Consider the following 14,950-nt stretch of genomic DNA (forward strand, 5'->3'; position numbering starts at 1 on the left):
CGCCGCCACTCCAGTGGCGCCGTCCAAGCCATAGCTTATTCGTTCGCTTCATAGGAATGCGAGCACTCGCGAGTACGCGATTTCTCACGAAAATTTAGGTTTGCTGCTTTGCACCCAAGGCTGCGATAATCCGCAAGTTATTTCCCCAGCGTCGCCCTTGGCGGGGTACGCGTCAAAGCTCCTTCGGAGACCACCATGTCGGACGTCAGCGTTGTCATTGCAGGTGCCAAGCGCACCGCCATCGGCTCTTTCCTCGGCCAGTTCACCGGCGTACCCACCCCCAAGCTCGGCGCTACGGCGATCCGCGCGGCGCTTGAACAGGCCGGTGTCGGGGTTGGCGACGTGAGCGAGGTGATCATGGGCTGCGTGCTGCCGGCCAACCTCGGCCAGGCCCCTGCCCGCCAGGCCGCACTACAGGCCGGGCTGCCCACCGGCGCCGGCTGCACCACGATCAACAAGGTCTGCGGCTCGGGCATGAAGGCCATCATGCTGGGCCACGACCTGATCAAGGCCGGTTCGGCGGCCGTGGTGGTGGCTGGCGGCATGGAATCGATGACCAATGCGCCGCACATGGTCAACGCCCGTGGCGGCATCCGCTACGGCGACGGCCAGCTGGTCGATCACATGGCATGGGACGGCCTGACCAACCCCTACGACGGCAAGGCGATGGGCGTGTTCGGCGAGCTGTGCGCGGACAAGTACCACTTCAGCCGCGAAGAGCAGGACGCCTTTGCAATCGAGTCGGTGAACCGCTCCAAGGCCGCCCAGGCATCGGGCGCGTTTGCCGATGAAATCGTGCCGGTGACCGTGTCCGGCCGCAAGGGTGATGTGCAGGTGGACACCGACGAACAGCCGGGCCGCTCGGACCTTGCCAAGATCCCCACCCTCAAGCCCGCGTTCCGCAAGGAAAACGGCACCATCACCGCCGCCAGCTCGTCGAGCATCTCCGACGGCGCCGCCGCGGTGATCCTGCTCTCGGCCGATGACGCCAAGGCACGCGGCATCAAGCCGCTCGCCCGCATCGTGGCCCATGCCACCCACTCGCAGGAGCCGGAGTGGTTCACCACCGCCCCGGTATCGGCCATCAACAAGGTGCTGGACAAGGCCGGCTGGAAGGTCGGCGACGTCGACCTGTTCGAGGTCAACGAGGCCTTTGCCGTGGTGGCCATGGCGCCGATGCGCGAGCTCGGCATTCCGCACGACAAGCTCAACGTCAACGGCGGCGCATGCGCCCTGGGCCATCCCATTGGCGCGAGCGGTGCCCGCCTGGTCGTTACCCTGCTCAATGCCCTGAAAACCCGTGGCTTGCGCCGCGGCGTGGCTTCGCTTTGCATCGGTGGTGGCGAAGCCACGGCCATCGCCGTGGAGCGTTTGGATTAAACCACCGTCCCACGTGTGGTCCGGCAGGGGTGCTTCCCCTGCCGCTGGTTTAATGTGGTGTAAAAGTTGTTTAAGAAACAGGTAGCGCACTTAACACGAACGCGCTATTAATAATCGTGCCAATTGGCATTCCACGGCTAAGGAGATCCATCATGAAGTTCACGCGTACCCTTCTCGCCTCCGCGCTTGTCGCGCTGCTGGCGGCTTGCAGCAACGGCGCGCAGGATGCCGCGCAGGACGCACAGAAGTCGGCTGACCAGGCCCAGCAAGCCGCTTCGCAGGCTGCTGACCAGGCTCAGAAGGCCGCTGCCACCGCTTCCACCGCTGCCGCTCCGGCTGCTGCTCCGGCTTCCACCGCTGCTGCCCCGGCTGCTGCTCCGGCTTCCACCGCTGCTGCTGCTCCGGCTTCGACCGCCGCTCCCGCCGCTGGCGATGCGATGAAGAGCGCCGCTGCTGACGCATCGCAGGCTGCCGGCAAGGCTGCCGACGCTGCCAAGTCGGCCGCTACCGCTGCCAAGGACGCCACGAAGGGTAACTAATCCTTCGTTGAGCTTCCGAAAACCGGCCGCCTTCGGGCGGCCGGTTTTTTTGTGGGGGTTGCCCCAGGGCAATCGTCAAGCTGCGGGCGCAAATGCAGAGCAACCGCCCTCGCCGTTATCATCCACGGTTTGCCCCTTACGGTCGCAGCACCTGCCATGAGCGTCCTCACTTCGCAGATCGATTCCCGTTCCCCCGAATTCCAGGCCGGCAGTACGCAATTGCGCACCCTGGTTGAAGATCTGCACCGAGAGCTGGTCCGCAGCGCCGAAGGCGGCGGTGCCAAAGCTCGCGAGAAACACGTGTCCCGTGGCAAGTTGCTGCCGCGCGAGCGCATCCGCGCCCTGCTCGACCCGGGTTCGCCCTTCCTGGAACTGTCGCCCCTCGCCGCCCACGGCATGTACGAGGACGCCGCTCCGGCCGCGGGTGTCATTACCGGTATCGGCCGCGTGCACGGGATCGAGGTGGTGATCGTCGCCAACGACGCCACCGTCAAGGGCGGCACCTATTTCCCGATGACGGTGAAAAAACACCTGCGCGCGCAGGAAGTGGCGTTGGAAAACCGCCTGCCGTGCATCTACCTGGTCGATTCGGGCGGTGCATTCCTCCCGTTGCAGGACGAAGTCTTTCCGGACAAGGAGCATTTCGGCCGCATCTTCTACAACCAGGCGCGCATGTCCGGCCTGGGCATCCCGCAGATCGCGGTGGTGATGGGCTCGTGCACCGCCGGCGGCGCGTACGTGCCGGCGATGAGCGACGAAACGATCATCGTGCGCGAGCAAGGCACCATCTTCCTGGGCGGCCCGCCGCTAGTGAAGGCCGCCACCGGCGAAGTGGTGGACGCCGAGGCGCTCGGCGGCGCGGACGTGCACACCGCCACCTCGGGCGTGGCCGACCACTTCGCCGAAAACGACGCGCACGCGCTGTCGATCGCACGCGACATCGTGGCCAGCCTCAACCGCAAGAAGACCATGCCGCTCGCGCTACAGACGCCGGTCGAACCGCGCTACCCCGCCGAAGAATTGTACGGCGTGATCCCGCAGGATACCCGCCGCCCGTTCGACATCCGCGAAGTGATCGCGCGTATCGTCGACGGCTCCGAATTCCACGAATTCAAGGCGCGCTACGGCAAGACCCTGGTCTGCGGCTTTGCGCACATTCATGGTTATCCGGTGGGCATCGTCGCCAACAATGGCATCCTGTTTTCAGAATCCGCGCTCAAGGGCGCGCACTTCATCGAGCTGTGCAACCAGCGCAACGTGCCGCTGGTATTCCTGCAGAACATCACCGGCTTCATGGTCGGCAAGAAATACGAGAACGCAGGTATCGCCAAAGACGGCGCCAAGATGGTTACCGCCGTTGCCTGCTCGCACGTGCCGAAATTCACCGTAGTGATCGGCGGCAGCTTCGGCGCCGGCAACTACGCCATGTGTGGGCGCGCCTATGGCGCACGCTTCCTCTGGATGTGGCCGAACGCCCGTATCAGTGTGATGGGCGGCGAACAGGCAGCGAGCGTGTTGGCGACCGTGAAGCGCGACGGCCTCGAAGCGTCCGGCAAAAGCTGGAGCGCGGAAGAAGAAGACGCCTTCAAAAATCCAATCCGCGAGCAGTACGAGCATCAGGGTCACCCCTATTACGCCAGCGCGCGCCTGTGGGACGACGGCATCATCGACCCGGCCGATACCCGTCGCGTGTTGGGGCTGGCCATCTCCGCTTCGTTGAACGCGCCGATCGAGCCGCAGCGCTACGGCGTGTTCCGCATGTAACGGCTTTACGGGTGCCGAGTATCCGCATCGCTGCGCAACCCGCCACCTGCAACCGCCATTTCCGCCAAAACGGAAATGGCGCGGCCCAAGAAGTGCTGTTGCTTCGGTCTTGCAGGCGTGTCGAAAACACGTTCGCGACACCTCATTCAAGGATGTTTCAGGGGACAACGCAATGATCGTCGGCATCGACCTGGGAACCACCCATTCGCTCATCGGTTGCTACGGCGACACCGGTCCGCAGCTGTTTCGCAACGCACTTGGCAACTACCTCACCCCTTCGGCGGTAAGCGTCGACGAGCAAGGGCACGTGCTGGTCGGCGAAGCGGCGCGCGATCGCTTGATCAGCCACCCGGCATCGAGCATCGCCGCCTTCAAGCGTCGCATGGGCACGCCCCGCGAAACCCAGCTCGGCGGCCGCAGCTTTCGGCCGGAAGAATTGTCCGCGCTGGTGCTGCGCAGCCTGCTTGCCGATGCCGAAACCGCGCTCGGTGCAAAAATCGAAGAAGCGGTGATCAGCGTGCCGGCCTATTTTTCCGACGCACAGCGCAAAGCCACCCGTGCCGCGGGCGAACTGGCCGGTATCAAGGTGGAACGTCTCATCAACGAACCGACCGCTGCGGCTCTCGCCTACGGCTTGCAGGAACGACAGGAAGGCAGCCGTTTTATGGTATTCGATCTGGGCGGCGGTACCTTCGACGTGTCGGTGCTGGAGATGTTCGAGGGCGTCGTCGAAGTGCATGCCAGCGCAGGCGACAACTTCCTCGGCGGCGAGGATTTCCTGGATGTGCTGCAGAACGCATGCCTGACGGACCTGAAGCTGCACGCCGACGATTTCTCGCCAGTGGAGCGCGGCTCGCTGCGTCGCCGCCTGGAAGCGGCCAAGCGCAACCTCAGCCAGCATGGGGAAATATCCGTCGAAACCCGGACCGGCAAGCACGAAATCAAGTGGCACATCGATCAGGAACGCTTTGCGAGCCTGGCCGAACCGTTGATGCAACGCATGCGCGCACCACTCGAGCGTGCACTGCGCGACGCACGCCTGCATCCGGAGCAACTCAACGAAATCGTGCTGGTCGGCGGCGCCAGCCGCATGCCGCTGGTATCGCGCCTGATCGCGCGCATGTTCGGCAAGCTGCCGCTGCGCCACGTCAATCCGGATGAAGCGATCGCGCTGGGCGCCTGCGTCGCCGCTGGCATGAAAAGCCGCGACGCGACGTTGGAAGAAATCATTCTTACCGACGTATGCCCCTATACGCTGGGCGTGGAAGTCGGCCAGCGCGACGCACGCGGCAACGTGCAGAACGGGCTGTTTTCGCCGATCATTCACCGCAATAGCGTGGTACCGGTCAGCCGCGAAAGCAGCTATTGGCCGATGACCGAACAACAGACCGCGCTCAGCCTGAAGGTTTACCAGGGCGAAAATCCGCTGGTCAACAACAACATCAAGCTGGGCGAGCTGGACATCCCGCTCAATCCCGCATTGTCCGTCTCGCAGAATGAGGTCGTGGTGCGTTTCACCTACGATATCAACGGAGTCCTGCAAATCGAGGCCACGCCCAAAGCCAGCGGATTGCGCCACGAACTGCTATTGGAACAGAACCCGGGCACACTGAGCGAAACCGAACTTCGTACCCGCCTTGCCGCCCTTTCGGAACTGAAAATCCATCCCCGCGAGAAGCAGGAAAATCTCGCCCTGCTTGCGCGCGCCGAGCGGCTGTTCGAAGAACACCTCACTTCGCGCCAGGTGCTGCAGCAATGGATCGGGCAATTCCGCCAGACCCTGGAAAGCCAGGATGAACGCCTGATCCAGAACCATCGGCAGCAATTCGGCAGCGCACTGGACTCGCTGGAAACACAACTGTGAAGTGGGCCTTCGATCTGCTCGGCCTGCCGATCGATACGGATGCGGCGAGCGTCAAGCGCGCCTATGCTAGGTTGCTGCGCAACACCCGCCCCGACGAGGATCCCGAAGCGTTCCAGCAACTGCACACCGCGTACAAAGCTGCACTGGCACACGCAAGCAACACTTCTGCACCTTCGCAACCGACCCCGGAAAGCGGCAGCGAAGCAGTTACACCTCGGAACGAAGCCGCCACGCATCCTGCCTCTCCGATCCGGCCGGCTGCGACGATCTCCATCGCTCAGCCACCCGCCAGCACGGTGCGACCAGTCATTCCGGCAGTCAATATTCCAGCCCTGGCCAACGAGGTGGTCCAGCAGGCAACGCACGTCGACGATGGAAACGTCATGCAGCAATGGCTGCACGACCGCCAGGAATTCTGGTCGATCGCCATCAAGCAGCAAACGGGACGGCTGATACTGCAAAGCCTGTTCAAGCATCCGCAAGCGATGTCCACCGAAAGCCTGGACGCGCTGTTGAGCTTCTTCGACCTGGATCACGTGTTGTCCGGCATCAATCCGATCGCGCTGCAGGAGCTCCGATCGCGCCAACTTACCCTGTGGCAATTGGAACCGCACCACCATCGCGAATTGGCGCGGGAGATGCAGTTGGTCTCAGGCATCCGGCCCCGGCACGGGTGGATCAAGAGCGACCTTGCGTCGCTGAAGAAGCCGCTGCGCTGGCACGAAGTGATGTGGAAGGCGCTCGTGCCGGGTCGCGTGCGCAACATCGGGTGGCTGGCCAGAATCATCCTCGGCAAAGGGGGCGTGGAAGAACTTCCTCCGTCCATCGACCGGCACCACACCTATTTCTGGTATCGGGCCTCCACGACGGGCGGCGTGTTCACGACGCCTCGCCTGATCATTGGCGCGTGGCGAGCGAGCATCCTGGCGTTGACCAGCGGACTGTTGGCCATGGCGTTGCTTCTGCCCAGCCTGACCAACCAAGTGGGTGCAACGGACGCCAGCAACAGGGATGGCGCCATCATCATTGCATTCGGCGTCGGATTTACGCCGCTGGTGCTGTGGCTGTTCTATCTCGGTTGCATCTGGCTGGATCATTGGCAGGGACTCCCTGAGTCCGCGCCGTCGCGGCGCCCGTGGTCGCGCCGCCTGTTCATTCCCGCGCTTTGCGGCCTCGGCACGTGGTTGTATGGGCTGGATGCAACCTATGCCGTTTCGGCGACGATCGTATTCGCAAGCCTGTTGCTTGCGCTGCGCCGCTGGTGGCGCCGCACGTCAAAGCATTACCCACGCGTACAAGCACTCGTGAGGTCCACAAGGTCCGGCATTGCCATCATCGGCGTGTATGCCGCGATGGCGATGGACCGTTCGCAAGAGGCCCAGAGTTTCGTGCTGCCGCTGGCCATTGCCGCGACGCTTTTTATCTGGCTCGCCGACACGTGGCGTTATCGCGCGCAGATATTGCCGCGTTTTTTTCAAAGCTGATTTGTCGAAATTCCGTCAGCGGCAAGCAAGTCTGCGTAGACCGTTCCATCACATCCACATCCGTTTCACGTTCACTCGAACGTGACGAAGGCGCACGCCGCTTAAATGCTTTTCGCGATGCAACGCCGTAGAAAGATTCGTGTCATCAAGTGCGGCTGTTATCACCGCTTCGGTACGGCGCGCCTGCGCCGTCGTGGGGAAGACCGGACGGACCGGTCAACCGAAGCCGCCCAGGGAGAGCGGCAGTCGAACGCATGGAGATGCGTCTACTTTCATTCGACGACAAGGACCAAAACATGAAAAACCGTTGCGAGCGTTCCATTTTTGCGAAAACCGCCCTTTCCGCGGCATTGGCCGTTGCCGGCACTTTCGGCGCAGCCCTGCCCGCCGCTGCGCAAACCGGCACGCAAACGCTGGTGATTTTTCCCGACCAGGGCTACACGTCGATCTATAACCTGATCAATTCAGCGCAAAAAACCATCGACATGACGATGTACGAATTGCAGGACACCACCGCGCAGAACGACCTCTGCAATGCCGCCGCCCGCGGCGTGACGGTGCGCGTGATCCTCGACGTGAACCTGGAAAAGAGTAACAACACGGCCGCCTACAACCAGCTCAATAGCTGCGGCGTGAGCGTAAAGTGGGCCTACACCAAGTACCAGGCGACCCACCAGAAGACGATCACCATCGATGCCGCGACCTCCAGCGCGCAGACGGCCATCATGACGGCCAACCTCACCAGCCGTTACTACAGCACCACCCGCGACTTCGCAGTGATCGAGAACGATGCGAACGACATTTCGGCGATCGAAGCCACCTTTGCCAAGGATTTTGCGCATTCCTCGGTGACCCCGACTGACGGCGACGACCTGGTGTGGAGCCCCACCAACTCCCAGAGTTCGCTGCTCAATATCATCAATAATGCTACTACCAGCCTGCTGGTGGAAAACGAAGAGATGAGCGACACCGCCATCGTCGACGCACTGGAGAACGCCGCTGAAAAAGGCGTGAGCGTCACGATCGTGATGACCAACGACGACAACGACTACGCCAGCGAATTCGACGACCTCACCACGGCCGGCGCGAACATCAGCACTTATCCGGACAACAGCACCTCGCTGTATATCCACGCCAAGGCGATCGTGGCCGATTACGGCACGAGCAATCAGAACGCCTTCGTAGGTTCGGAGAACTTCTCCAATGCCTCGCTCACCGAAAACCGCGAGCTTGGGCTCACCACCACCAATTCGAGCATCATCTCGCAGCTCGAAACGACGATGAGCAGCGATTACTCGGGCGGCACGCCCTGGTCGGATTGATTTTGTCCATGGCTTCAAACTTCCTCCCCTCTCGCGAGGGGAGGAGGTCGATGTGAACAGCCGTCATCCCATCAGCGCTGGCGCGGACGAAACTCCAGCGGCATCGCGTCGCCCTTCGCACTGGCGGGCGGCTTGGGGCCGCAAGCGCTGCAGGTACTGCATCCGTCGCTGCAATCGCCGGTGGCTTGCTTGGGCTGCAGGCGGCGGCCGAACGCGCGCACCCAGGCAGCATGCCCGGGCTGGCTGAAACGGATCGAAGCGGAAGCCATCCAGCGGTTGGTCAGCGCAGGGGCCAGTTTGCGGAATGCGTAAAGCGCACTGGCCAGCACGATCAATGCGATCACGATGTACTGAACGACGAAACTCGTGCTCACAGGAACCACCTCGCCAACTGGTAGGTGATGAACGATGCCGAGTAGGCCACGGCAAACATGTAGCTGAAGGAGATCGCCACGTTGCGCCAGGAGTTGGTTTCCCGGCGAATCACCGCCAGCGTGGACATGCACTGCGGCGCGAACGCAAACCACACCAGCAACGACAGCGCGGAGGCCAGCGAGAAGTTGGAAGTGAGCGCATGCGCCAGACCGTTCGTGGTGGCGTCGCCGCCCACGGCATAAACCGTGGCCAGCGCCGCGACGGCGGTTTCGCGGGCGGCAAACGCCGGAATCAGCGACAGGCTGATCTGCCAGTTGAACCCCAGCGGCGCGAACACGTATTGCAGGCCGCGACCCAGATAACCGGCGATGCTGTAATCGATCGCGGGCCCGGTGGCGCCAGCAGGCGGCGAGGGAAACGTGGAGATGAACCACATCAGCACGGTCAGCGCGAGAATCACCCCAGTGAGGCGCTTGAGGAAGATCGCACCGCGCTCCCACAAGCCGATCGCCACATCGCGGGGTTGCGGCACGCGATAGGAAGGCAACTCCATCAACAGCGCATGCTCGCTGCGGTCATGCCGCAGATGCTTGATCACCCAGCCCACCAGCATCGCGCCGAGAATGCCTGCGACATACAGCGCGAACAGCACCAGCCCCTGCAAGTTGAAAATGCCCCATACCCGATGCATGGGAATGAAGGCGCCGATCAGCAATGCGTAGACCGGCAAGCGTGCCGAGCAGGTCATCAGCGGCGCCACCAGGATCGTGGTGAGACGGTCACGGGGATCCTGGATGCTGCGCGTGCCCATGATGCCGGGAATGGCGCAGGCAAAGCTCGACAGCAGCGGAATGAAGGAGCGGCCGGTCAGACCCACCGACAGCATCATGCGATCGAGCAGGAAGGCCGCGCGAGGCAGATAGCCGGACTCTTCCAGGGTGAGGATGAAGAAGAACAGCACCAGGATTTCCGGCAGGAAACCCAGCACGGTACCCAGGCCGGTGCAGATGCCGTCCTTGAGCAAACCCTGCAAGGGTCCCTGCGGCAGCCAGATGGCCAGATGCGCGCCGATCCAGTCGAAGCCGTCGCCGATCAGGTCGCTCATCGGCTTGCCGAACGAATAGACCGCCTGGAACACCAGGAACATCACCACGGCAAGAATCATCAGGCCGAACACCGGATGCAACGCCCAGCGATCGAGCGCATCGTCCAGTGCCGCCGTGGCGCGCGGCATGCGCACCGTGGCGTCAAGCAATGCGCGCACTTGCGCATGCAGGCCGGCGCGGCTGACGGCATCGTCCGGCATGGCCGGAGCGGCAACGGGTACTTCCCCGTCGACGCGCTCGATCAGCGCACGCGCACCGCCGCGCTTGACTGCAACGGTCTCCACCACGGGCAAGCCCAGGCGCTGCTGCAATTGGGGAATGTCGATCTCGATCCCGCGGCGTCGCGCGGTATCCATCATGTTCAAGGCCAGCACCACCGGGCGACCCAGGCGCTTCACTTCCAGCACGAAGCGCAGATGCAGGCGCAGGTTGGTCGCATCGGCGACGCAGACGATCAGGTCGGGTGCGGCTTCGCCGGGATAGTTGCCTTCCAGCACGTCGCGGGTGATCTGCTCATCCGGACTGGTGGCATCGAAGCTGTAAGTGCCCGGCAGATCCAGGATCTGCAACACGCGGCCAGACGGTGCGGTAAAGCGCCCTTCCTTGCGCTCAACCGTGACACCGGCGTAATTGGCCACTTTCTGGCGGCCGCCGGTGAGCTGGTTGAACAGCGCGGTCTTGCCGCAATTGGGATTGCCGACCAGGGCGATGCGCAGCGAGCCGGTGCTCATGCGACCTCCCGCACGGTCACGCGCGCCGCTTCGCTGCGGCGCAGGGCAAAGCGGGTATAGCCGATCTGGATCAGCAACGGATCGGCCCCGATCGGGCCGCTAGCCACCAGCCTCACCCGTTCGCCCTCGACAAAACCCAGATCCCGCAGGCGCTGCGCGATCGGATCGTTGGCTTGGACATCTTCAACTCGCTCAACCACGGCAGAGGCACCTTTCGGCAAATCGGACAGGCGCACGGTTGTTACGCTTCTAAATAAGAATGGTTCGCATTGTAACCACTTTTCGCAAGTCGTGCAGCCTGCCAGGCCCTCCCAGTGGATACGGGGCTTGCTCTACGCTTTTAGGAACGACCCCAGTGGACCTCCCCATGACCTCTTCCATCCAGACGGCCGACCACGCCGGCATCCGCGAACTCCGCCTCAACCGGCCCGAGGTGCACAACGCCTTCGACGACCGCCTGATCGCCGACCTGACCCAGGCGCTGGAGACGGCTGGCCGTGACGCCAGCGTCCGCGCGGTGGTGCTGACCGGCGTCGGCGCGAGCTTTTCGGCCGGGGCGGACCTCAACTGGATGCGCGGCATGGCCAAGGCCAGCGAGGCGGAAAACCGCGAGGATTCGCTGCGCCTTGCCGCCCTCATGCGCACCCTGCAATTCCTGCCCAAGCCCACCATCGCCCGCGTCAACGGCGCGGCCTATGGCGGAGGGGTCGGCCTGATCGCCTGCTGCGACATCGCCATTGGCGTGAACACGGCCAAGTTCGGCCTTACCGAAGTAAAGCTTGGCCTGGTGCCAGCGGTGATTTCACCCTATGTGATCGCGGCGATCGGCCTGCGCCAGGCGCGCCGGCTGTTCCTGACCGGGGAGCTGTTCGATGCCGATACCGCCGCCCAAATCGGCCTGCTGCACCAGTCGGTACCCACCGACTACCTGGACGACACCGTACACAACGTTTTGAAATTGCTGGCCAAGGCCGGCCCGGTCGCCCAGCTCGAAGCAAAGCAGTTGGCGTTCGACATGCACGGCTTCACCCGTACACACGCCGAGCGCCTGGATCTGCAGAACGCGGCGCTGATCGCCCGCCTGCGCGTATCGCAGGAAGGCCAGGAAGGCCTCGGCGCTTTCCTCGACAAGCGCGCACCGGATTGGGTGTCGGCCAGCTGACACCACCCTGGCAACAGCGTCGCCGTACGCTACTGCCTGCCCTTCCACGCCAAGCCGGAAACCTCCCATGAAGCGCATCGTCAACGTCGCCGATATCGAACTGCAGCCCTTCCCGCCCGGCATGGGCCCCACCGGCGAAACCGCCGAGCGCTACGAGGCGCGCATGGGGAGGATCTCCGTGCAGCTCGGTGCGCAACAACTCGGTTACAACGTCACCGCCGTGCCGCCCGGCAAGCGTGCGTTCCCGTTTCACAACCATCGGGTGAACGAAGAAATGTTCTTCGTGCTGGAAGGCAGCGGAGAAGTGCGCATCGGCAACGAAAAACACCCCATCCGCCAGGGCGACATCATCGCCTGTCCGCCGGGCGGGCCGGAAAACGCGCACCAGATCATCAATACCGGCAGCGGCGAATTGCGCTACCTCGCGGTCAGCAGCAAGCTTTCGCCGGAGATCTGCGAATACCCGGACACGCACAAGTACGGCATCCTCGGCGAATTCGGCCCCGATGCCGAAGGCAAGCCGCAGGTGATTCGCATCCTGACGCGGCAAGGCGATAACGTGGATTACTGGGAAGGCGAATGAGGCCGTCATCGTGGACAAGCCCTTCATCAACATTGCCGACATAGTTATCGAAACCACCCAAGTGGATCGCGCACCGCGCGGTGAGACAGCAAAACAGTACGACATCCGCTGGGGCGAAATCGCCAGCCGGATCGGCGCGCGCAAGCTCGGCTACAACCTCACCGTGGTCGCGCCGGGCAAGCGCAACTGTCCGTTTCACAGCCACCGTGTCGAAGAAGAGATGTTCTTTATTCTCGAAGGCAGTGGCCAGCTACGCTACGGCGATAAGCGCTACCCGATCCGCGCCGGCGATGTGATCGCCTGTCCTACCGGCGGCCCGGACACGGCGCATCAGATCATCAACACCGGCGAGGTGGAACTTCGTTACCTGGCGGTAAGCAACCAGTCTGAAGCGGAAATCTGCGAGTACCCCGACTCCGGCAAGTACCTGGCCTTTGCCCCGGCCGATGCGACCGGCGGCGCCCCTCGCCAGGTAAGGGTGATCGGCCGGCCGCAGGATTCTCTCGACTATTGGGACGGCGAGTAACCGGCAAACCGGGCCGCATGCTGCGCCGCGCATCGGATCGGACACGCGAATCTGTTAGTTTTATGGGCTTTGCAGATGCCGTCAGGTTCGTAAGGATCCCGCATGTTTGAGCGCGTACTGATTGCCAACCGCGGCGAAATCGCCTGCCGCGTGATCCGCACCTGTCGGCGGATGGGTATCCATACCATCGCGGTGTATTCGGAAGCGGACAAGGACGCACAGCACGTTCGGCTGGCCGACGAGGCCTGGCCGATCGGCGGCCCGCGTCCGGCCGACTCCTACCTGCGCGGCGATGCGATCCTGGACGTCGCAAAAAATTCCGGCGCGCAGGCGATCCACCCCGGTTACGGCTTTCTTTCCGAAAACACCGGCTTTGCGCGGGCCTGCACCGATGCCGGCATCGCCTTTATCGGCCCGCGCCCGGAAAGTATCGACGCGATGGGTTCCAAGGCGGCGGCCAAGGCCCTGATGGAAAAACACCAGGTGCCCCTGGTGCCCGGTTATCACGGCGAGAACCAGGACGGCGCCTTCCTCGCGGAACAGGCGCGCAAGACCGGCTTTCCGCTGATGATCAAGGCGGCGGCGGGCGGCGGCGGCAAGGGCATGCGCATCGTGCGCGCCGAGAAAGAATTTGCCGATGCGCTGGCTTCGGCACAACGCGAAGCCGCCAGCTCGTTCGGCGATACGCGGGTGATCCTGGAACGGTACGTGGAACATCCGCGCCACATCGAATTCCAAGTATTCGGCGACACCCAAGGCCACGTCATCCACTTGAACGAGCGCGAATGCTCGGCGCAGCGCCGCTACCAGAAGGTGCTGGAGGAAACGCCATCGCCGTTCCTCACCCCCGAACGCCGCAAGGCCATGGGCGAGGCCGCGGTGGCCGCCGCCAAGGCGGTGAACTACGTCGGTGCCGGCACGGTGGAATTCATCGTGGGCCAAGACGGCACCTTCTTCTTCATGGAAATGAATACGCGCCTGCAGGTGGAACATCCGGTTACCGAGGAGACCCTCGGCCTGGATCTGGTGGAATGGCAATTGCGCATTACCGCCGGCGAGCCCCTGCCCTTGCAGCAGGAGCAGATCCACGCACGCGGACATGCCATCGAAGTGCGCCTGTACGCGGAAGATCCGGACCAGAACTTCCTGCCGGGCTCCGGCAAGTTGCGCACGCTGAAACTGCCCGCAGCCTCGCGCCACGTGCGCCTGGATGGCGGTGTGATCGAGGGCGATACCGTAACGATTTTTTATGACCCGATGATTGCCAAGCTGATCGTGTACGACACCGATCGCACGCAGGCCTTGCAACGCCTGCGCGAAGCGCTGGCCGAGTGCGACATCGTCGGACCGAAATCCAACATCGCATTCCTGGAACGGCTGGTTCGTCATCCGGTCGTCATCGAAGGGCGCATCGACACCGGTTACCTGGATCGCCACCTTAGCGAATTTCTTACCGGCGATGCCGCACCCTCGGATCATGTCCTGTTTGCCGCCGCCACCGCTGCCTTGCTCCACGACGAAAAGATCATCGCCGACAGCGCGCGTCACGGCGACGACCCTCATTCGCCGTGGTCGCGCGCCGATGCCTGGCGCATCGGTCATGCCGGCAAACGCATCGTGGCGCTGTCACTGCGCGAGCAACGCTACGAGATTGAGGCGCACGGCCACGACGGCAACTATCAACTGCAACACGGCGAGGCGCGTTGCGAAGTACACGGCGCACGCCACGCCGCTGACGTACTCAGCGCGCGCTTCGATGGCCAGGGCATGCGTCTGCCGATCATCGTCGATGGCGAGCGCGTGTCGCTGCACGATATCGATGGGCAACGCCACGCATTTGCTCGCGCTGCCGCATTCGCCTGGAAGTCGAAAGAAGGTGCCGGCGGCAATCAGATCATCGCGCCGATGCCCGGGCGCATTGTGCTGGTCAAGGCCCAGGTGGGCGACAACGTCGAAGAAGGCCAGGAACTGCTGGTGATGGAGGCGATGAAAATGGAACTGGCCTTGAAGGCTCCGCGCGCGGGTACCATTGAAAGCCTTAGCGCTACGCAAGGCGAGTTCGTGGAAGCCGACGCCGTACTCGTGCGTTTCAAGTCGTGAACTTTCGCCAGGGT

The 14,950-nt window shown here is 63.2% G+C and carries 13 protein-coding genes; 10 read left to right on the forward strand and 3 right to left on the reverse strand.

What is annotated here, in order from left to right:
* Nucleotides 1–195: 195 nt before the first annotated feature.
* The 6 genes from ISS99_RS20465 to ISS99_RS20490 all read left to right on the forward strand — a co-directional run bounded on the left by ISS99_RS20465 (nucleotide 196) and on the right by ISS99_RS20490 (nucleotide 8,353).
* Entirely contained in the window at nucleotides 196–1,380 is a 1,185-nt protein-coding gene (locus ISS99_RS20465) for a thiolase family protein (protein WP_204633454.1), read from the forward strand.
* Between the two features lie 152 nt (nucleotides 1,381–1,532).
* Nucleotides 1,533–1,919 carry a hypothetical protein gene (locus ISS99_RS20470; RefSeq protein ID WP_204633455.1) on the forward strand — a complete coding sequence of 129 codons (387 nt, stop codon included), beginning with the start codon at nucleotides 1,533–1,535 and terminating at the stop codon, nucleotides 1,917–1,919.
* A 156-nt stretch (nucleotides 1,920–2,075) separates the two neighbouring features.
* The gene (locus ISS99_RS20475; protein WP_204633456.1) at nucleotides 2,076–3,683 is read left to right on the forward strand and encodes a carboxyl transferase domain-containing protein; all 1,608 of its coding nucleotides are present in this window, start codon (nucleotides 2,076–2,078) and stop codon (nucleotides 3,681–3,683) included.
* A gap of 172 nt (nucleotides 3,684–3,855) precedes the next feature.
* A complete protein-coding gene (locus ISS99_RS20480; protein ID WP_204633457.1) occupies nucleotides 3,856–5,547 on the forward strand; it encodes a molecular chaperone HscC in 1,692 nt (563 codons plus the stop codon).
* Nucleotides 5,544–7,031, forward strand: a complete 1,488-nt coding sequence (locus tag ISS99_RS20485; RefSeq protein WP_204633458.1) for a hypothetical protein — start codon at nucleotides 5,544–5,546, stop codon at nucleotides 7,029–7,031. The genes ISS99_RS20480 and ISS99_RS20485 overlap by 4 nt, the downstream gene beginning before the upstream one ends.
* A 296-nt stretch (nucleotides 7,032–7,327) precedes the next feature.
* On the forward strand, nucleotides 7,328–8,353 hold the full coding sequence (locus ISS99_RS20490; protein ID WP_204633459.1) for a phospholipase D-like domain-containing protein: 1,026 nt from the start codon (nucleotides 7,328–7,330) through the stop codon (nucleotides 8,351–8,353).
* A gap of 71 nt (nucleotides 8,354–8,424) precedes the next feature.
* On the opposite strand, the gene ISS99_RS20495 is transcribed toward ISS99_RS20490, so the two are convergent.
* From ISS99_RS20495 to ISS99_RS20505, 3 genes are read right to left on the reverse strand one after another with little or no spacing between them, the layout of a single operon-like run.
* Nucleotides 8,425–8,727, reverse strand: coding sequence for a DUF6587 family protein (locus ISS99_RS20495; protein ID WP_204633460.1), 303 nt, complete (start codon nucleotides 8,725–8,727; stop codon nucleotides 8,425–8,427).
* Nucleotides 8,724–10,565 (reverse strand): ferrous iron transporter B, encoded by a 1,842-nt coding sequence (gene feoB, locus ISS99_RS20500; protein ID WP_204633461.1) that lies wholly within the window; start codon nucleotides 10,563–10,565, stop codon nucleotides 8,724–8,726. The genes ISS99_RS20495 and feoB overlap by 4 nt, the downstream gene beginning before the upstream one ends.
* Nucleotides 10,562–10,801 carry a FeoA family protein gene (locus tag ISS99_RS20505; protein WP_204633462.1) on the reverse strand — a complete coding sequence of 80 codons (240 nt, stop codon included), beginning with the start codon at nucleotides 10,799–10,801 and terminating at the stop codon, nucleotides 10,562–10,564. Before ISS99_RS20505 ends, feoB begins: the two co-directional genes overlap by 4 nt.
* A gap of 131 nt (nucleotides 10,802–10,932) precedes the next feature.
* Between ISS99_RS20505 and ISS99_RS20510 the strand changes: the two genes are divergently transcribed.
* From ISS99_RS20510 to ISS99_RS20525, 4 genes are all read left to right on the forward strand, one after another.
* Nucleotides 10,933–11,727: an enoyl-CoA hydratase-related protein gene (locus tag ISS99_RS20510; RefSeq protein ID WP_204633463.1), complete on the forward strand. Its 795-nt coding sequence runs from the start codon at nucleotides 10,933–10,935 to the stop codon at nucleotides 11,725–11,727.
* Nucleotides 11,728–11,794: 67 nt separating this feature from the next.
* Entirely contained in the window at nucleotides 11,795–12,310 is a 516-nt protein-coding gene (locus tag ISS99_RS20515; protein WP_204633464.1) for a cupin domain-containing protein, read from the forward strand.
* A gap of 10 nt (nucleotides 12,311–12,320) precedes the next feature.
* Entirely contained in the window at nucleotides 12,321–12,836 is a 516-nt protein-coding gene (locus ISS99_RS23390; RefSeq protein WP_204633465.1) for a cupin domain-containing protein, read from the forward strand.
* A gap of 102 nt (nucleotides 12,837–12,938) precedes the next feature.
* Entirely contained in the window at nucleotides 12,939–14,936 is a 1,998-nt protein-coding gene (locus ISS99_RS20525; protein WP_204633466.1) for an acetyl/propionyl/methylcrotonyl-CoA carboxylase subunit alpha, read from the forward strand.
* Nucleotides 14,937–14,950: the final 14 nt, after the last annotated feature.

The sequence above is a fragment of the Dyella mobilis genome (assembly GCF_016904945.1).
GTDB lineage: Bacteria > Pseudomonadota > Gammaproteobacteria > Xanthomonadales > Rhodanobacteraceae > Dyella_B > Dyella_B mobilis.